Origin of the sequence: Enterobacter cloacae complex sp. P1B (genome assembly GCF_014982345.1) — a bacterium.
Lineage (GTDB): Bacteria > Pseudomonadota > Gammaproteobacteria > Enterobacterales > Enterobacteriaceae > Enterobacter > Enterobacter bugandensis.
Genome location: NZ_JADCLF010000012.1, coordinates 95,076 through 113,562 on the forward strand (window position 1 = coordinate 95,076; position 18,487 = coordinate 113,562).

14 protein-coding genes are annotated in these 18,487 nt (G+C 57.4%); 8 read left to right on the forward strand and 6 right to left on the reverse strand.

Annotated elements, in window-relative coordinates; all coding sequences use genetic code 11:
• Positions 1-12: 12 nt before the first annotated feature.
• Positions 13-2,460: a glycogen phosphorylase gene (gene glgP / locus INF77_RS12515; protein WP_041911899.1), complete on the forward strand. Its 2,448-nt coding sequence runs from the start codon at positions 13-15 to the stop codon at positions 2,458-2,460.
• A 36-nt stretch (positions 2,461-2,496) separates the two neighbouring features.
• Here glgP and glpD read toward each other — a convergent pair whose 3' ends face one another.
• Positions 2,497-4,005, reverse strand: coding sequence for a glycerol-3-phosphate dehydrogenase (gene glpD, locus INF77_RS12520; protein WP_041911900.1), 1,509 nt, complete (start codon positions 4,003-4,005; stop codon positions 2,497-2,499).
• A 188-nt stretch (positions 4,006-4,193) separates the two neighbouring features.
• Between glpD and glpE the strand changes: the two genes are divergently transcribed.
• From glpE to INF77_RS12535, 3 genes are read left to right on the forward strand one after another with little or no spacing between them, the layout of a single operon-like run.
• Complete coding sequence (gene glpE, locus INF77_RS12525; RefSeq protein WP_028014686.1) at positions 4,194-4,526, forward strand: thiosulfate sulfurtransferase GlpE; 333 nt, start codon at positions 4,194-4,196, stop codon at positions 4,524-4,526.
• A gap of 47 nt (positions 4,527-4,573) precedes the next feature.
• The gene (gene glpG, locus INF77_RS12530) at positions 4,574-5,404 is read left to right on the forward strand and encodes a rhomboid family intramembrane serine protease GlpG (protein WP_193532551.1); all 831 of its coding nucleotides are present in this window, start codon (positions 4,574-4,576) and stop codon (positions 5,402-5,404) included.
• A gap of 16 nt (positions 5,405-5,420) precedes the next feature.
• Complete coding sequence (locus INF77_RS12535) at positions 5,421-6,179, forward strand: DeoR/GlpR family transcriptional regulator (RefSeq protein WP_028014684.1); 759 nt, start codon at positions 5,421-5,423, stop codon at positions 6,177-6,179.
• Positions 6,180-6,240: 61 nt separating this feature from the next.
• Here the strand turns inward: INF77_RS12535 and malT are convergent, their stop codons facing one another.
• Positions 6,241-8,946: an HTH-type transcriptional regulator MalT gene (gene malT, locus INF77_RS12540; RefSeq protein ID WP_193532550.1), complete on the reverse strand. Its 2,706-nt coding sequence runs from the start codon at positions 8,944-8,946 to the stop codon at positions 6,241-6,243.
• Positions 8,947-9,531: 585 nt separating this feature from the next.
• Here malT and malP point away from each other — a divergent pair.
• Both malP and malQ read left to right on the forward strand, forming a co-directional pair.
• Entirely contained in the window at positions 9,532-11,925 is a 2,394-nt protein-coding gene (malP, locus tag INF77_RS12545) for a maltodextrin phosphorylase (RefSeq protein ID WP_193532549.1), read from the forward strand.
• Between the two features lie 9 nt (positions 11,926-11,934).
• Positions 11,935-14,016: a 4-alpha-glucanotransferase gene (gene malQ / locus INF77_RS12550; RefSeq protein ID WP_193532548.1), complete on the forward strand. Its 2,082-nt coding sequence runs from the start codon at positions 11,935-11,937 to the stop codon at positions 14,014-14,016.
• A 59-nt stretch (positions 14,017-14,075) separates the two neighbouring features.
• On the opposite strand, the gene gntT is transcribed toward malQ, so the two are convergent.
• From gntT to gntX, 3 genes are all read right to left on the reverse strand, one after another.
• The gene (gene gntT / locus INF77_RS12555; protein ID WP_193532547.1) at positions 14,076-15,392 is read right to left on the reverse strand and encodes a gluconate transporter; all 1,317 of its coding nucleotides are present in this window, start codon (positions 15,390-15,392) and stop codon (positions 14,076-14,078) included.
• Between the two features lie 305 nt (positions 15,393-15,697).
• Entirely contained in the window at positions 15,698-16,273 is a 576-nt protein-coding gene (gene nfuA, locus INF77_RS12560; protein WP_003861601.1) for a Fe-S biogenesis protein NfuA, read from the reverse strand.
• A gap of 61 nt (positions 16,274-16,334) precedes the next feature.
• Positions 16,335-17,018 carry a DNA utilization protein GntX gene (gene gntX / locus INF77_RS12565; protein ID WP_193532546.1) on the reverse strand — a complete coding sequence of 228 codons (684 nt, stop codon included), beginning with the start codon at positions 17,016-17,018 and terminating at the stop codon, positions 16,335-16,337.
• Positions 17,019-17,054: 36 nt separating this feature from the next.
• Here gntX and bioH point away from each other — a divergent pair, with 36 nt between their 5' ends.
• Both bioH and INF77_RS12575 read left to right on the forward strand, forming a co-directional pair.
• Positions 17,055-17,828 (forward strand): pimeloyl-ACP methyl ester esterase BioH, encoded by a 774-nt coding sequence (bioH, locus tag INF77_RS12570; protein WP_028014677.1) that lies wholly within the window; start codon positions 17,055-17,057, stop codon positions 17,826-17,828.
• A gap of 111 nt (positions 17,829-17,939) precedes the next feature.
• Positions 17,940-18,209, forward strand: coding sequence for a YdgH/BhsA/McbA-like domain containing protein (locus tag INF77_RS12575; protein ID WP_028014676.1), 270 nt, complete (start codon positions 17,940-17,942; stop codon positions 18,207-18,209).
• Positions 18,210-18,242: 33 nt separating this feature from the next.
• Here INF77_RS12575 and feoC read toward each other — a convergent pair whose 3' ends face one another.
• Positions 18,243-18,479, reverse strand: coding sequence for a [Fe-S]-dependent transcriptional repressor FeoC (feoC, locus tag INF77_RS12580; protein ID WP_041911908.1), 237 nt, complete (start codon positions 18,477-18,479; stop codon positions 18,243-18,245).
• Positions 18,480-18,487 lie beyond the last annotated feature (8 nt).

The window sequence follows — 18,487 nt, forward strand, 5'->3', positions numbered from 1 at the left end:
GAAGTTACTGATATGAACGCTCCATTTAGCTACTCTTCCCCCACGCTCAGCGTTGAGGCGTTAAAGCACTCCATCGCCTACAAGCTGATGTTTACCATCGGGAAAGATCCGGTCATCGCCAACAAGCACGAGTGGCTGAACGCCACCCTGTTTGCGGTGCGTGACCGCATGGTCGAACGCTGGCTGCGCTCTAACCGCGCCCAGCTTTCGCAGGAGACGCGGCAGGTTTACTACCTGTCGATGGAATTTTTGATTGGCCGCACCCTCTCCAACGCGCTGCTGTCGCTCGGTATCTACGACGACGTCAAAACCGCGCTGGAAGAGATGGGGCTGGATTTAGAAGAGCTGATTGACGAAGAGAACGACCCGGGGCTGGGTAACGGCGGTCTCGGGCGTCTTGCCGCCTGCTTCCTTGACTCGCTGGCAACCCTGGCGCTGCCGGGGCGCGGCTACGGTATTCGCTACGACTACGGCATGTTCAAGCAGAACATCGTTGATGGCCGGCAGAAAGAGTCCCCGGACTACTGGCTGGAATACGGCAACCCGTGGGAGTTCAAGCGCCACAACACGCGCTACAAGGTGCGCTTTGGCGGACGCATTCAGCAGGAAGGGAAAAAGTCCCGCTGGGTGGAAACCGAAGAGATCCTCGCCGTGGCCTATGATCAGATCATCCCCGGCTATGACACCGATGCGACCAATACGCTGCGCCTGTGGAATGCCCAGGCGAGCAGCGAAATCAACCTCGGTAAATTTAACCAGGGCGACTACTTTGCCGCGGTGGAAGATAAAAACCACTCCGAGAACGTCTCCCGCGTGCTGTACCCGGATGACTCAACCTACTCCGGGCGCGAGCTGCGCCTGCGTCAGGAGTATTTCCTCGTCTCCGCGACGATTCAGGACATCCTCAGCCGCCACCATCAGCTGCACAAAACCTACGCCAACCTGGCGGAGAAAACCGCGATTCACCTTAACGACACCCATCCGGTGCTCTCCATTCCCGAGCTGATGCGCCTGCTGATCGACGAGCACAAGTTCAGTTGGGACGACGCGTTTGAGGTGACGTGCCAGGTGTTCTCCTACACCAACCACACCCTGATGAGCGAAGCGCTGGAGACCTGGCCGGTGGACATGCTCGGCAAAATTCTGCCGCGCCACCTGCAAATCATCTTCGAGATCAACGACTACTTCCTCAAGACGCTGCAGGAGCAGTACCCGAACGATACCGGGCTGCTGAGCCGTGCCTCGATCATTGATGAATCCAACGGTCGTCGCGTGCGCATGGCCTGGCTGGCGGTTGTCATCAGCCACAAGGTCAACGGCGTGTCCGAGCTGCACTCGAACCTGATGGTGCAGTCCCTGTTTGCGGACTTCGCGAAGATCTTCCCGACGCGCTTCTGCAACGTCACCAACGGCGTTACGCCGCGCCGCTGGCTGGCGCTGGCCAACCAGCCGCTCTCTGACGTGCTGGATGAGAATATCGGCCGCACCTGGCGTACCGATTTGAGCCAGCTGAGCGAGCTTAAGCAGCATATTGATTTCCCGACGGTGAACAAGGCCGTGCGGGAAGCCAAGCTGCTGAACAAGAAACGTCTGGCGGTCTGGCTGGCGATGCACCTCAACGTGGTCGCAAACCCAAAAGCGCTGTTTGACGTGCAGATCAAGCGCATCCACGAATACAAGCGTCAGCTGATGAACGTGCTGCACGTGATCACTCACTACAACCGCATTAAGGCCGATCCAACCGCAGAGTGGGTGCCGCGCGTGAAGATCTTCGCCGGTAAGGCGGCTTCCGCTTACTACATGGCGAAGCACATTATTCACCTGATCAACGACGTGGCGAAGGTGGTGAACCAGGATCCGGAGATTGGCGACAAGCTGAAGGTGGTATTCATCCCGAACTACAGCGTCAGCCTGGCGCAGCTGATCATCCCGGCGGCAGATCTCTCCGAGCAGATCTCCACGGCGGGAACGGAAGCGTCCGGCACCAGCAACATGAAGTTTGCCCTCAACGGCGCGCTGACCATCGGCACCCTGGACGGGGCGAACGTCGAGATGCTGGAGCACGTAGGAGAAGAGAATATCTTTATCTTCGGCAATACCACCGAAGAAGTGGAGGCGCTGCGCAGGAAAGGCTACTCCCCGCGTGAGTTCTATGAAGGGGATGAAGAGCTACGTCAGGTCCTGACGCAGATTGCGACCGGTGTGTTCAGCCCCGACGAGCCGGGCCGCTATCGCGATCTGGTGGATTCGCTGATTAACTTTGGCGACCACTATCAGGTGCTGGCGGATTATCGCAGTTACGTGGACTGCCAGGATAAAGTGGATGAGCTGTACCGTCAGCAGGAGAAGTGGACCAGCGCGGCGATGCACAACATCGCCAACATGGGGTATTTCTCGTCTGACAGGACCATCAAGGAGTATGCCGAGAACATCTGGCATATTGATCCGGTGCGGTTGTAAAAACAAAGCCCGGTGGCGCCACCGGGCTTTTTTCATTTACGACGCCAATGATAATTCACGCTTCCCCGCATGCTGCTGCAGCCACTGCGCCACGCGAGACTGTTGTTCGGCGTTGAGCCACATCCCTTCTTTGGTACGACGCCAGATGGCATCTTCAAGGCGGCGAACCCACTCGTGCTCAACCAGGTAGCGCAGCTCGGCCTCGTACAGTTCGTGGCCGAAATGTTCACCCAGATCGGCAAGCGATTTCGCGTCGCCCAGGAACAGCTCGGTATTGCTGCCGTAGGTGCGGGCGTAGTGGCGCGCCATCCCTTCGGTAATGAACGGGAAGCGACGACGCAGCTTCGCGGCGTAATCGTCGCGGTTTCCGCCAATGTCTCCGCCGGGCAGCACTGCCTCTTTGGTCCACGCCGGGCCAATACCTTTGTAGTACGGCGCCAGTTTTTCCAGCGCGTGCTCGGCCAGTTTACGGTAGGTAGTCAGCTTGCCGCCAAACACCGACAGCAGCGGTGCCTGACCGTCTACGTCGTGGATATCAAGCGTGTAGTCGCGGGTGATGGCCTGCGGTGAGTCAGACTCGTCATCACACAGCGGACGCACGCCGGAGTAGGTCCAGACCACGTCGTCGCGCGACAGCTGTTTCTTAAAGTGTGCGTTATACACTTTCAACAGGTAGTTCACTTCGCTCTCGTCGATCTCAACGTTTTTCGGATCGCCTTTGTACTCCACGTCGGTGGTCCCGATGATGGAGAATTCGTCCATCCACGGGATCACAAACACGATGCGTTTATCTTCGTTTTGCAGGATATAAGCCTGCTTCTGGGTATGCACGCGCGGCACCACAATGTGGCTGCCCTTGATCAGGCGGATGCCGTACGGCGAAGGCAGGTGCATGCCGTCGTCGAAGAACTGCTTCACCCACGGGCCGGTGGCGTTCACCAGGCCGCGCGCTTTCCAGCTGAACTTCTCGCCGGTATCCACGTCTTCTGCTTCCACAATCCACAGGCCGTTTTCACGACGGGCGGCGGTCGCGCGGGTCCGGGTTTTCACCTCGCCGCCTTTCTTCTCGACCATCTGCGCATTCGCCAGAACCAGACGCGCATCGTCCACCCAGCAGTCTGAATATTCGAAACCGCGCACGATTTCCGGCTTAAGGACCGATTCTGAGCCAAAACGCAAACCGTTCGAACCCGGCAGGCTGGTGCGTTTGCCCAGATGATCGTACATAAACAGGCCGATGCGGATCATCCACGCCGGACGCAGGTGCGGGCGGTGCGGCAGGCGGAAGCGCATCGGGATCGCCAGATGCGGGGCCATTTTCAGCAGCACTTCGCGTTCGGCCAGCGCTTCGCTGACCAGGCGGAATTCGTAGTGTTCCAGGTAGCGCAGGCCACCGTGGATCAGCTTGGAGCTGGCGGACGACGTCGCGCAGGCGAGATCGTTAGCTTCCAGCATCAGCACGGATAAACCGCGTCCTGCGGCATCAACCGCAATACCGGCACCGTTGATGCCACCGCCTATCACAATCAGATCTTTGGTTTCCATAACACCCTCATGCACTTTCGTTAAAGCTCAAAAATGTTCGATATCGCTCATAATAGCAAAGGAACGCGCTTTTGGTAACATCAAAAAAACAATTTAGAGTGATATGGATAACATAATGGCGTTTACCCGCCGCCAGGACGTACACTACGGGGTAAAATCTTGTCGTTGACCACTGAAAAGAGAACACCATGGATCAGTTTGAATGTATTAACGTAGAAGAAGCCCACCAGAAGATGCACCAGGGAAAAGCGGTGCTGGTGGACATCCGCGACCCGCAGAGTTTTGCGATGGGCCACACGCCGGGCGCGTTTCATCTGACCAACGACACGCTGGGCGCGTTTATGCGCGATAACGACTTCGAAACGCCCGTTATGGTCATGTGCTACCACGGCAACAGCAGCAAAGGCGCGGCGCAGTATCTGATTCAGCAAGGCTATGACGCGGTATACAGCGTCGACGGCGGCTTTGATGCCTGGCATCGTCATTTCCCGGCAGAAGTGGAATACGCGTTTGAGCGCTAATCCCGCTATACTGTCCCCTTTTGTGTGGAAATAAGCGACCGCTGCCCATGTTGATGATCACCTCTTTTACCAACCCGCGCGTCGCCCAGGCGTTTGTCGACTATATGGCGACGCAGGGCGTTATTCTGACCATTCAGCAACATACTCAGACCGACGTCTGGCTGGCCGACGAGAGCCAGGCTGCGCGGGTCAACGAGGAGCTGGCGCGTTTCCTTGAGAACCCCGGCGACCCGCGCTATCTGGCGGCCAGCTGGCAATCCGGGCAGACCGGCAGCGGACTGCATTACAGCCGCTTTCCCTTCCTTGCCACGATTCGCGAGCGCGCGGGCCCGTTTACGCTGCTGCTGATGGCGGCCTGCATTATTGTCTTCATTATTATGAACGTGGTGGGCGACCAGAGCGTGATGATCGCGCTGGCGTGGCCGTATGATCCGTCGCTGGATTTTAACGTCTGGCGCTACTTTACCCACGCGCTGATGCATTTCTCGGTGATGCATATCCTCTTTAACCTGCTGTGGTGGTGGTATCTCGGCGGTATCGTTGAGAAGCGGCTCGGCAGCGGCAAGCTGATTGTCATCACCGTAATCAGCGCCCTGCTGAGCGGCTATGTACAACATAAATTCAGCGGCCCGTGGTTCGGCGGGCTGTCGGGTGTCGTCTACGCTTTGATGGGCTACGTCTGGCTTCGCGGGGAGCGCGACCCGGAAAGCGGCATCTATTTACAACGCGGATTAATAGCCTTTGCGTTAATATGGCTAATTGCCGGATGGTTTGATCTGTTTGGTATGTCTATCGCCAATGGTGCGCACGTCACCGGCCTCGCCGTCGGTCTTGCAATGGCGCTTGCCGACACGCTCCATGCGCGAAAACGAACATAATTCTCAGGGATAATTGATGAAACAAACACAACGTCATGACGCCATTATCGAACTGGTCAAAAAACAGGGATACGTCAGCACCGAAGAGCTGGTCGAGCAGTTTGCAGTCAGCCCGCAAACCATCCGTCGTGACCTGAACGATCTGGCCGACCAGAACCGTATTTTGCGCCACCACGGCGGCGCGGCGCTGCCGTCCAGCTCGGTCAATACCTCCTGGCACGACCGTAAAGCCACGCAGACGGCAGAGAAAGAGCGCATTGCGCGTAAAGTGGCGAGCCAAATCCCGAACGGTGCGACGCTGTTTATTGACATCGGCACCACGCCAGAAGCGGTCGCTCATGCGCTGCTGGATCACGAGAACCTGCGCGTGGTGACCAACAACCTGAACGTCGCCAACACGTTGATGCAGAAAGATGATTTCCGCATCATCCTCGCGGGTGGCGAACTGCGCAGCCGCGACGGCGGGATTATTGGCGAAGCGACGCTCGACTTTATCTCTCAGTTCCGCCTCGACTTCGGCATCCTGGGGATCAGCGGCATCGACACCGACGGCTCGCTGCTGGAGTTTGATTACCACGAGGTGCGCACCAAGCGCGCGATTATTGAGAACTCGCGCCACGTAATGCTGGTGGTGGATCACTCGAAGTTTGGCCGTAACGCGATGGTGAACATGGGCAGCATCAGCATGGTGGATGCGGTCTATACCGACGTGATGCCGCCAGCGGGCGTGATGCAGGTGATTAAGGATAATAATTTGCAGTTAGAGTTGTGTTGAAAAGCCGTTCTCCCTCTCCCTGTGGGAGAGGGCCGGGGTGAGGGCATCAGGCCGCACAAAACTAAACTCCGTACCCCATCATCTTCAACAGCTGCTGCGCATGCTGCACCGCATCCTGACGGTGCGCCACGCCCAGCTTCTGATACAGATTGCGAATGTGCGTTTTGATGGTGGTTGCCGCCACCGCCAGCTCACCGGCAATCTGCTCGTTGCTATAACCTGAATAGATCAGCCCCAGCACCTGCCATTCGCGCTGGGTGAGCGGGCTGGTGCGAATAAGCTCCGGCACTTCCGGGTGGTTCAGCAGGCGTTCAACAAAGTTCTCGTCGAAATGCGCAAACTTGTGGCGATGGTGCTGATTAATCTCGCGCAGGATTCGCTGGGCGCGATGCTGATCCAGCTCCGGCAGCGTGTTGAGCTGAATCAGCTGGCGCAGCTGCTGCGCCATCACTTCACCTTCAATCACGAAGTGGCTAATAAACCCGGTGCGGTTCGCCAGCTGCAAGGCTTCCAGCAGCACGCGCTGGGCGTCATTTTTGCGGCCCGCCTGCCAGTAAAGCTGGTTGAGCAGCAGCAGGTTGCGGTTCAGGTCGCTCATCAGACGCAGGCTGCGGGCGTTTTCGTTTAACTCTTCCAGCACAATTTCGGCAGGCTCAAAGTCACCCAGCAGGATCTGCACGCGGGCGATGTTGCGCCACTGGCTTTGCAGGAAGTGGTTATTGGCAAATTCCGGTTTAGGCGTCTGGCGCAGCCAGTTGGCGGCGGATTTTTTGTCCCCCGTCATCTGCCAGTAAATCACCCGAACCTTGTCGGCGTTCGATACCCAGTCGCTGTGGTACTGACCGTTGCCGAGCAGGTTTTCCAGACGGTTAAGGTGATTGCGGGCGTTATCCAGATCGCCACGCGCCAGCGAGCACTGCACCAGCAGGGCCAGACACTGCAATTGCTGCTGAGGCTGGAAGCCAGAGAGCACGTTCACACCCTGACGGGCGCAGCTTTCTGCTTCATCCAGACGCGACCATGCCCACAGCAGTTGAGCGCGAATACGCAACAGGAACTCGTGCATCGGCAGCTGTTCCAGGTGCTGTTCACGAATCAGCTGGAACGCTTTTTCCTGATTTTCCCAGGCGGCCTGCAGGAACCCCTGTGCGAATAAAATCTCGCTTTGCTGGATCAGGCTCCACAGGGCGTAGTGCCACACATCATGTCGGCGCGCCATCTGCTCGGTTTGCTGCATCAGCGAAAGGGAGCGCGTCAGTTCGCCCTTGCAGTGCAGCACTTCGCCGTGCACCGAGGTAGCCACAATCCGGCTGTAGAAATTCGCCAGCGGCAGTTCATCCAGCGCGACCATCGCCAGCCGTTCCGCTTCATCCGCATCGCCGTCGTTAATCGCGACCTGCGCCCGCAGGGCGTTAAATTCGCCGTGCAGGGTGATATCCATTTCGCTTTCCATCTCCTGCTCGGCGCGCGCCAGCAGGGTATTCACTTCGCTGTAGCGGTGCTGGCTCTGCATCAGCCAGGCCTGGAGCAGCACCAGGCGCGGGTTCTCCAGCAGGCTCTCCCACGGCAGGGCTTTCAACGACTCTTCCAGCAGCGTCAGTTCGCTGTGGTTAAACAGCCCCCACGCGTGGTTAAGCAGGATATCGCGCAGCATGCTGGCGTCACCGGCGGCAAGCGCGTGGTGAATGGCCTCGCTCGGGAAGCCTTGCGCCATCCAGCTTTCAGCGGCGGCGCGGTGGATTTCCGGCAATTCCGTTGCCAGCTCCCACTGGCAGCGCTGGCGCAGGAAGCTGCCAAACAGCGGGTGATAGCTGAACCACTCGCCGGGGTCGTCCATGCGCGTCAGGAACAGGCCCTGACGTTCAATCTCTTCCAGCTGCAGCTGACCGTTCTCACAGCCTGTTACGCGCACAATCAGCGCGTCGTTCATGGAGCGCAGCAGGGAGCTTTTCAGCAGGAAATTGCGGGTGGAGGGATCGACGCTGTTCAGCACCTCATCCACCAGGTAATCCGAAAGATGGCTGGCGTTGATGCCGGCCAGACGGCGCGCAGACTGGTGCGTCGGGCTGTTGTTTTGCCGGGCAGAAAGGGCAATCAGCTGCAGCGCCGTAGCCCAGCCTGCGACATCATCACACAAGCGGCTGCTTTCGGAGGCCTCAATGGGTGAGGTCAGGCGGCAGTCAAAGAACTGTTTCGCTTCCTGGTGGGTAAAGGCCAGCAGCTGGCTGCCCACTTCCAGAAGCTGATCGCGCACGCGCAGGTTGGCAATACCGAGCTGCGGCAGGTTGCGTGACAGCACGACCAGGGTCAGGTTTTCCGGCTGGTGGCGCAGGAAGAAGCGCATCGACTCATGGATAACCGGGTTCGTGATCAGATGATAGTCATCAATCACCACGTACAGCGGGCGATGCCATTCGGCCAGTTCGATAAACAGCTGAGAGAAAAGGGAGGACAGACTGGCGTACTGGCGCTTTTGCACCATTGCCTCGCTGGCGACGCAGTGTCCGTTGGTTGCCTGTTGAATAGCGGCAATCAGATAGCTGGCAAAACGCTCTTGCTGGTTATCGCCCTCGTCGAGGGAGTACCAGCCAAGATCGCTCTTACCTGCGGCCCATTGTGAAATGAGCGTTGTTTTTCCATAACCTGCAGGGCTCGTAACCAGCGCCAGTCGGAAATTATGCGCGCCGGAAAGTTTAGCCAGCAGACGCTCGCGGACCACTGTATGGTCAAGACGAACCGGGCGACTTAATTTTGACGGAATCAACATAGGTTTCACTTCACTGTGGGGAACGAGAGAATTTATTTTTTTTGCGCTTCGTAATTAATAGCTATAAGGTCGGTCAGAAAGAGAACTATTGCAAGTTATGTCTGGCTTTTGTGGCTCTGAATTTGCACTCTGTCACAAAACATTCCGGCCAGTACTGGAACTTTTTTGAAAAGGCTTTGATGCCGCGTCAATGCTGGCTTGTATGGATGTCACGAGGCTGGGCTGAAACTGGTTTCAGAAAGGTATAATGACGTCGAATTTAATAAACTTCGGGTAAAGTTGAGTGAGATTAATAATCTCCTTAGGCAGGAGCCGATTGCTGAAATATTATTCTCCGTAAGCAATCATTTCCGCGTGGATTAATTTCATCCAAAACCGCATTTCATTTCTTTGACATTCTCCCCGGTTACTTTTTTATCTTCCGGGCACACTCCAGCTATGCTCTCAGAGTGGCCTCGATCACACTTTTACGCTCATCCCCGCTACTCCTCCCTGTCTAATCCCCCACGGGAGGAGGAAGAGGTGAAATGAGCCAGGCACACTAGCGCCAACTTGTGTTTTCTTTCTAAAGGATGCCGATCCCCTATGTCACAGCCTACCTTCAACAAAGCTCAATTCCAGGCTGCCCTGACGCGTCAGTGGCAGCGTTTTGGCCTTCATGCTGCAAACGAGATGACGCCTCACCAGTGGTGGCAGGCGGTGAGCGGGGCGCTCGCAGAGCAGCTGGATGCTCAGCCCGTGGCGAAGCCCGTCAAAGGCCAGCGTCACGTTAACTATATCTCAATGGAGTTCCTGATTGGCCGCCTGACCGGCAACAACCTGCTGAACCTTGGCTGGTATCAGGAGGTGGGTGATGTGCTGAAAGAGCACGACATTAACCTGACCGACCTGCTGGAAGAAGAGATCGACCCGGCGCTGGGCAACGGCGGACTGGGGCGTCTGGCGGCCTGTTTCCTTGACTCTATGGCAACGGTCGGCCAGTCGGCGATTGGCTATGGCCTGAACTACCAGTACGGCCTGTTCCGTCAGTCGTTTGCCGACGGCCACCAGATGGAAGCGCCGGACGACTGGCATCGCAATACCTACCCGTGGTTCCGCCACAACGCGCAGCTGGACGTGCAGGTCGGCATCGGCGGGAAAGTGACGAAGCAGGGGCTCTGGGAAGCGGCGTTCACTATTACCGGTGAAGCCTGGGATCTGCCGGTGCTCGGCTACCGTAACGGCGTGGCGCAGCCGCTGCGCCTGTGGCAGGCGAAGCACGCGCATCCGTTCAACCTGACCAAATTCAACGACGGCGATTTCCTGCGTGCCGAGCAGCAGGGCATCGACGCCGAGAAGCTGACCAAAGTCCTCTATCCGAACGATAACCACCTGGCGGGTAAAAAGCTGCGTCTGATGCAGCAGTACTTCCAGTGCGCCTGCTCCGTGGCGGACATTCTGCGTCGCCATCACCTGGCGGGCCGCAAGCTGGCGCAGCTGCCGGACTTCGAAGTCATTCAGCTTAACGATACGCACCCGACTATTGCCATCCCGGAACTGCTGCGCGTGCTGATTGACGAGCATCAGCTGAGCTGGGACGACGCCTGGGCCATCACCAGCCGCACCTTCGCCTATACCAACCACACCCTGATGCCGGAAGCGCTGGAGTGCTGGGATGAGAAGCTGGTGAAAACGCTGCTGCCGCGCCACATGCAGATCATCAACAAGATTAACGACCAGTTTAAAGCGCTGGTGGAGAAAACCTGGCCGGGCGACAAAGCCGTCTGGGCGAAGCTGGCGGTGGTGCACGACAAACAGGTGCGTATGGCGAACATGTGCGTGGTGAGCGGCTTTGCCGTGAACGGCGTGGCGGCGCTGCACTCCGATCTGGTGGTGAAAGATCTGTTCCCGGAATATCACCAGCTGTGGCCGACCAAGTTCCACAACGTGACCAACGGCATTACGCCGCGTCGCTGGATCAAGCAGTGCAATCCGCTGCTGGCCGGCCTGCTGGATAAGACCCTGAAGAAAGAGTGGGCCAACGATCTGGACCAGTTGATTAACCTGGAAAAATACGCCGACGACGCGAAATTCCGCGAGCAGTACCGCGCGATCAAGCTGGAGAACAAGGTTCGCCTGGCGGAGTTTGTGAAAATGCGTACCGGGATTGAGATCAACCCGAACGCGATTTTCGATATCCAGATCAAACGCCTGCACGAGTACAAGCGTCAGCACCTGAACCTGCTGCACATTCTGGCGCTGTACAAAGAGATCCGCGAGAACCCGCAGGCCGACCGCGTGCCGCGCGTGTTCCTGTTCGGTGCGAAGGCGGCGCCGGGCTACTACCTGGCGAAAAACATTATCCTCGCCATCAATAAAGTGGCGGCGGCGATCAACAGCGATCCGAAAGTAGGCGACAAGCTGAAGGTCGTGTTCCTGCCGGATTACTGCGTCTCGGCGGCGGAAATGCTGATCCCGGCGGCGGATATCTCCGAGCAGATCTCGACCGCAGGGAAAGAAGCGTCCGGTACCGGCAACATGAAGCTGGCGCTCAACGGCGCGCTGACCGTCGGCACGCTGGACGGTGCGAACGTCGAAATCGCCGAGAAGGTCGGTGAAGAGAACATCTTTATCTTCGGCCATACTGTTGAAGAAGTGAAAGCCATCAAGGCCAAAGGCTACGACCCGGTGAAATGGCGTAAAAAAGACAAAGTGCTGGATGCGGTGCTGAAGGAGCTGGAAAGCGGCAAATACAGCGATGGCGACAAGCACGCGTTTGACCAGATGCTGCACAGCATGGACAAACACGGTGGCGACCCGTACCTGGTGATGGCGGACTTCACGGCCTACGTTGAAGCGCAGAAACAGGTCGACGTGCTGTACCGCGACCAGGAGGCGTGGACCCGGGCGTGCATTCTGAACACCGCGCGCTGCGGCATGTTCAGCTCTGACCGCTCAATCCGTGATTATCAGGCCCGTATCTGGCAGGCAAAACGCTAAGGAAGCGCGATGGAGAGTAAACGTCTGGACAGTGCCGCGCAGGCGGCGGGAATTAGCCTCAGTTACATCAATGCGCACGGCAAACCGCAGTCTATTGGTGCGGACACCAAAAGACGTTTGCTGGATGCCATGCACAAAACCGACGCGAACGCGTCGGCTGCTCCGGTGCCAAACGTGAAGGTCTTTACCGCAGGCAAAAAGATGCCGCTGGCGGTGGAGGGGCGTGGCGAGTTTAGCTGGCTGCTCACCACCGAAGAGGGGCATCAGCATAAAGGCCACGCCACCGGCGGCAAAACGTTAAACCTTCCGGCAAAGCTGCCGGAGGGCTATCACAGCCTGACGCTCACCCAGGACGAACAGCGTTTTCACTGCCGGGTGATCGTCGCGCCAAAACGCTGCTATGAGCCGCAGGCATTGCTCGAAGGCAAAAAACTGTGGGGCGCCTGCGTGCAGCTCTATACGCTGCGTTCCGACAGCAACTGGGGGATCGGCGATTTTGGCGATCTGAAAAAGATGCTGGCATCTGTTGGTGAGCGCGGCGGCGCGTTTATCGGCCTCAACCCGATCCACGCGCTCTATCCGGCCAACCCGGAAAGCGCGAGCCCGTACAGCCCGTCTTCCCGACGCTGGCTAAACGTGATTTACATCGACGTTAACGCGTTAGACGATTTCAAAAACAGCAAAGAGGCACAGGCGTGGTGGAAGCTTGAGACCACCCAGCAGCTGCTGAAGCAGGCCCGCGATGCGGACTGGGTAGATTATGCCTCCGTGACCGCGCTGAAGATGGCGGCTCTGCGCCTGGCGTGGAAAGGCTTTGCGAAGCGCGACGACGAGCAGATGGCGGCCTTCCGCCAGTTCGTGATGCAGGAAGGTGAAAGCCTCTACTGGCAGGCGGCATTTGATGCGCTGCACGCGTATCAGGTGAAAGAGGACGAAATGCGCTGGGGCTGGCCGGTCTGGCCGGAAGCGTATCAGACCGTGGATACCCCTGAAGTCAAAGCCTTCTGTAAAAATCATGCCGACGAGGTGGACTTCTACCTATGGCTGCAGTGGCTGGCGTACAGCCAGTTTGCCGCCTGCTGGCAGGTGAGCCAGGGCTATAAAATGCCGATCGGCCTGTATCGCGATCTGGCCGTGGGCGTGGCGGAAGGCGGCGCGGAAACCTGGTGTGACCGTGAGCTTTACTGCCTGAAAGCATCCGTCGGCGCGCCGCCGGATATCCTCGGCCCGCTCGGTCAGAACTGGGGCCTGCCGCCGATGGATCCGCACGTGATGGCGGCGCGCGCCTACGAGCCGTTTATCGACCTGCTGCGCGCGAACATGCAGAACTGCGGGGCGCTGCGCATTGACCACGTGATGTCCGTGCTGCGCCTGTGGTGGATCCCGTACGGTGAAACGGCCGATCACGGGGCGTACGTGCAGTATCCGGTTGACGATCTGCTGTCGATCCTGGCGCTGGAGAGTAAACGTCATCAGTGCATGGTGATCGGTGAAGATCTCGGTACCGTACCGGTGGAAATTGTCAGCAAGCTCCGCGACAGCGGGGTTTATTCCTACAAAGTGCTCTATTTTGAAAACGACCATGAGAAAACCTTCCGCGCGCCGAAAGCGTACCCTGAACAGTCAATGGCAGTCGCGACGACGCATGATCTTCCTACGCTCAGAGGCTACTGGGAAAGCGGCGATCTGACCCTCGGCAAAACGCTGGGCCTCTATCCAGATGAAGAGGTTCTGCGCGGGCTGTATCAGGACCGCGAGCTGGCGAAGCAGGGGCTGCTGGACGCGCTGCACAAGCATGGCTGTCTGCCGAAGCGTGCCGGACATAAGGCGTCGCTGATGGCAATGACCCCAACGCTCAACCGTGGCCTGCAGCGCTATATTGCCGACAGCAACAGCGCTTTGCTCGGCCTGCAGCCGGAAGACTGGATTGATATGGCGGAGCCGGTGAACGTTCCGGGCACCAGCTATCAGTACAAGAACTGGCGCCGCAAGCTGTCCACAACGCTTGAGACGATGTTTGCCGATGACGGGGTTAACAGGCTGATTAAAGATTTGGATAAGCGCAGAAAGGCGGTGGGTAAGAAGTCGTAATTTGCCCCTCACCCTAGCCCTCTCCCCAAAGGGGAGAGGGAACCGATCGAGCAGGAGAGTCAGAGAGCCATATTCAACAGCAGACACCCTACCAGGCCGCAGACCGAAATAATGGTTTCCAGCATTGACCAGGACTTGATGGTCTCACCGATGGTCAGGTTGAAGTACTCCTTGAACAGCCAGAAGCCCGGATCGTTCACGTGAGAGAAAATCACGCTGCCGGAGCCTACCGCAATAACCATCAGCTCAGGGCTGACGCCCGTGGTGGCAATCAGCGGCGCAACGATACCGCCCGCTGTAATCGCCGCAACGGTTGCAGAACCCAGCGCGATACGCAGCACGGCAGCAATAGACCACGCCATCAGGATTGGAGAGATATTGGTTTCATGCATCATGGAAGCGATGTATTTGTCCACGCCGCTGTCGACCAGCACCTGCTTGAACGCACCGCCACCGCCGATAATCAGCAGCATCATGGCAATGATTTTGATGGACGAGGTCAGCGTGTCGTTGATCTGATCCATGGAGCGGCCACGGTTCAGGCCGAAGGTGAACATCGCAATCAATACCGCAATCAGCGTTGCCATCACCGGGTCGCCGAGGAACTCGGCAACGGCCAGGAAAGCGTGGCCTTTCGGCAGGATCATCTCCGCCACGGCGCGCATTGCCATCAGGATCACCGGTACCAGCGAGGTCCAGACGCTGACGCCAAAGCCTGGCATCTCTTCTTCAGTGAAGGTTTTGGCGTTGTACAGACCTTCCGGAATAGGCTTATCAATGCCTTTCAGGAAGCGGGCATACACCGGGCCTGCCAGAATTACGGTCGGGATCGCCAGAATCGTACCGAACAGCAGGGTTTTACCCATATCGGCGTGGAAGATGGTGGCGATGGCGGTTGGACCCGGGTGCGGCGGCAGGAAGCCGTGGGTCACGGACAGCGCAGCAGCCATTGGTACACCCACGAACAGCAGCGGGATGTTGGCCGCGGCGGCGATGGTGAACACCAGCGGCAGCATCAGCACGAAGCCCACTTCATAGAACAGCGCGAAACCGACGGTAAAACCGGTTAACACCACCGCCCACTGGATGTTCTTCTTGCCAAACTTTTCGATAAGCGTGGTGGCAATACGCTGCGCGCCCCCGCAGTCCGCCAGCATTTTACCGAGCATGGCGCCGAAGCCCATGATCAGCGCCAGGCTGCCGAGCGTGCCGCCGACACCGGCTTTGATAGAGCTGATAACTTTAACCAGCGGCATCCCCTGCATCAGACCGACTGCAAGTGCCACCAGAACCAGAGCGATAAATCCGTTCATTTTGAAGCGGATCATCAAGAGCAGTAATAACACAACACCGATAGCAACGATGACTAATGGCATGATTTACCTGGCCTTTGAATTGTTATGGGTAACGTCATTGTTTCAACGACAAATTCCGGTTGTCCCAACTGGGAACAGAGTGGTTAACGGCACTCATACTGATGCCTGCGAAACAGTTAAGTTTAGTCGGCTGTTATAAGGGTGTTGAGTGCCCACGAGAATGATACGGGTAACATGTCGTGGTTGAGAATCACCCGGTGAGGCAAAATTTGAATTATGAGACGCAGGTCAACATATAGAGGGGAAGGCAAGGGAGTCAGGCCCGGTAAGCGCAGCGCTACCGGGCAATACAGACGGGTACTGAATTAGTAGTAAGAGTGCTCGCCGCGCTGGTGCTCTGTCAGGTCGCGCACGCCTTTCAGTTCCGGGAATTCGTTCAGCAGCTGCTTCTCGATCCCTTCTTTCAGGGTCACGTCGACCATGGAGCAACCGTTACAGCCGCCGCCGAACTGCAGGATCGCCAGGCCGTCTTCCGTGATTTCCATCAGGGAAACGCGACCGCCGTGGCCAGCCAATTGTGGGTTGATCTGGGACTGCAGCAGATACTCAACGCGCTCCATCAGTGGCGCATCGTCAGAAACTTTACGCATTTTGGCGTTTGGCGCTTTCAGGGTCAGCTGAGAACCCAGCTGGTCGGTGACAAAGTCGATTTCCGCATCTTCAAGATACGGCGCGCTCAGTTCATCGACGTAAGCGGTGAGCTGTTCAAATTTAAGGGCAGTGTCAGTTGCTTCCACAGCGTCCGGAGGACAATAAGAGACACCACATTCTGCATTCGGAGTGCCTGGATTGATCACAAACACGCGGATCTGCGTCCCTTCTTCCTGATTTGCCAGCAGTTTGGCAAAGTGCGCTTGTGCAGAATCGGAAATACGGATCATAGCTTTGGCCTAATAGTTGACTAAATTACCTGGGTATAATCATACGCCCATTGAAGAAGGGCTACAAGGTACGGCACAGACACCATACCTGAACCGACGCGGCGCCGCTTTGCAAAAGCAGTCGGGAAAGTTCAGCAACGGTACTGCCTGTGGTGACGACGTCATCCACGATGGCGATATGGAGGCCGTGGACCGGCAATTCAAGGCGAAAGGCGTTTTTCAGGTTCCTTTTGCGAAGCCGGGCGTTTAGCTGATGCTGGATGGCGGTGGCATGAACGCGGGTAATCGCGCTGGCATCGTAGCGACAGCCCAGCCACCGGGCGAGCGGGCGGCAGAGCAGGTCGCTTTGATTATAGCCGCGCCGCCAGTGCCGGCGTCGGTATAAGGGGACATTCACCACCATGTCGATTTTCGGCAAAGCGCGGGTTCGTCGCGCCTGTAAAACGGCCAGCAAAAGCAGGCGGGCAAGGGGCTGCGCCAGCGAACTCTGGCCGGAAAACTTCAGGGCGTGAATAAGCCCGCTCAGCGGCGGAACATAATCATCCACGGCCACCAGCGCGCTCCACGGCGGGGATTTTTTCAGGCAGCGGCCGCAGGGCAAATCGCGGTTCGCCGCCGGTAAAACACATTGCGGGCAGGTTGTGATATGCCTTTCCAGCGAACGCGTGCAGACGGAACAGACGCCCCACACGCTGAGGGCAAGCGGCATTTTGCATAGCCAGCACAAGCCAGGCACTGTTAGCATGTGCAACCTCCATGTGAAAAAAGAGAACAGTAACTGATGAAGACGCTGTGGTGGCAGACCGTAGGGACAGGAAATTGCCATCTTGTGCTGCTGCACGGATGGGGCCTGAATGCGGAAGTGTGGCATTGCATAAGCGAGGAACTTGCCTCGCAATTTACATTACATCTGGTTGATCTGCCGGGCTATGGTCGCAGCCGTGGCTTTGGCGCGATGTCGCTTGATGAAATGGCGCAGCACGTTGTAGACGCCGCGCCGCAAAATGCCATCTGGCTGGGCTGGAGTCTGGGCGGGCTGGTGGCAAGCCAGATTGCACTCTCCTGGCCCGAGCGCGTTAGGGCGCTGGTCACCGTGGCCTCGTCGCCATGCTTTAGCGCACAAGAGGCGTGGCCCGGCATCAAACCTGATGTTCTGGCGGGCTTCCAGCAGCAGCTGAGCGACGATTTCCAGCGGACCGTCGAGCGATTCCTCGCCTTGCAGACAATGGGCACCGAAACCGCGCGTCAGGATGCCAGAGCGTTAAAGCAGGTGGTGCTCTCCCTGCCGATGCCGGACGTCGAGGTGCTTAACGGCGGTCTTGAGATCCTGAAAACGGCCGATCTGCGCGAGCCGCTGGCCGGGCTGAGCATGCCGCACCTGCGCATCTATGGCTATCTCGACGGGCTGGTGCCGCGCAAAGTGGTCCCACTTCTGGATTCCCTCTGGCCGGACAGCGAATCACAGGTCATAGCAAAAGCCGCGCATGCGCCGTTTATCTCTCATCCGACGGAATTTTGTTCAGCGTTGGTTGCGTTAAGTCAACGTTTAGACTGATTATTTTCTATCCAGCCTGGAAAAAGTTACACACCGCAACCATACTCCAGATGTCGTTGCGGTTGTTCTGCCTACGATAATCAAAACAACAATCCTATGGAGAGTCAGGCTATGAAACTTGTTACAGGTATTGTCACTTCTCTGGTTATTGGGTCACTGTCATTTGGCGTTTTTGCGGCAAAAGAGCTGGAAAAAGATAAAGTTGCCGGGATGAATTTGACGAAAATTGGTGAGATTTCTACGTCTGACACCACCGCGCCGATGGATGCAAGAAAAGAGCTGTCGAAGAAAGCGGATGAGCTGGGCGGGACATACTTCGTCGTCACCAGCGCAGAAAAACAGACCAAAAACGTACGCGCTACTGCGGACGTCTATAAGTAATACGATAAAACCGGGCAGCAATGCCCGGCTTTATTAGCGCAGTGCCCACCACTCCCTGAGACAGGCCTTTCCTTCCGGACAGCTTTTACAACTGCCGGAGAGGCAACCCTCCGCTTCTTCCTGAATCCGCACGGCTTTACCCATGGCTTCCAGGCGCTCCAGCATGGCATCGATCATCGGCTGCGGCGTATGCAGGCTAAGGCTGAGCTGTTTTGCCTCCATGCGTCCCTGCAATGCCAGTAAGTCACGAACCTGAATCAACGATGCCATCTGTTTTT

Bases quoted from the DNA above. Each gene is read 5' to 3' on its own strand.
- malT (WP_193532550.1), bottom strand. From the start codon at position 8,946: ATGTTGATTCCGTCAAAATTAAGTCGCCCGGTTCGTCTTGACCATACA.
- glpE (WP_028014686.1), top strand. From the start codon at position 4,194: ATGGATCAGTTTGAATGTATTAACGTAGAAGAAGCCCACCAGAAGATG.
- malQ (WP_193532548.1), top strand. From the start codon at position 11,935: ATGGAGAGTAAACGTCTGGACAGTGCCGCGCAGGCGGCGGGAATTAGC.
- malP (WP_193532549.1), top strand. From the start codon at position 9,532: ATGTCACAGCCTACCTTCAACAAAGCTCAATTCCAGGCTGCCCTGACG.
- feoC (WP_041911908.1), bottom strand. From the start codon at position 18,479: ATGGCATCGTTGATTCAGGTTCGTGACTTACTGGCATTGCAGGGACGC.
- glpD (WP_041911900.1), bottom strand. From the start codon at position 4,005: ATGGAAACCAAAGATCTGATTGTGATAGGCGGTGGCATCAACGGTGCC.
- glpG (WP_193532551.1), top strand. From the start codon at position 4,574: ATGTTGATGATCACCTCTTTTACCAACCCGCGCGTCGCCCAGGCGTTT.
- nfuA (WP_003861601.1), bottom strand. From the start codon at position 16,273: ATGATCCGTATTTCCGATTCTGCACAAGCGCACTTTGCCAAACTGCTG.
- gntX (WP_193532546.1), bottom strand. From the start codon at position 17,018: ATGCTAACAGTGCCTGGCTTGTGCTGGCTATGCAAAATGCCGCTTGCC.
- gntT (WP_193532547.1), bottom strand. From the start codon at position 15,392: ATGCCATTAGTCATCGTTGCTATCGGTGTTGTGTTATTACTGCTCTTG.
- INF77_RS12575 (WP_028014676.1), top strand. From the start codon at position 17,940: ATGAAACTTGTTACAGGTATTGTCACTTCTCTGGTTATTGGGTCACTG.
- glgP (WP_041911899.1), top strand. From the start codon at position 13: ATGAACGCTCCATTTAGCTACTCTTCCCCCACGCTCAGCGTTGAGGCG.
- bioH (WP_028014677.1), top strand. From the start codon at position 17,055: ATGAAGACGCTGTGGTGGCAGACCGTAGGGACAGGAAATTGCCATCTT.
- INF77_RS12535 (WP_028014684.1), top strand. From the start codon at position 5,421: ATGAAACAAACACAACGTCATGACGCCATTATCGAACTGGTCAAAAAA.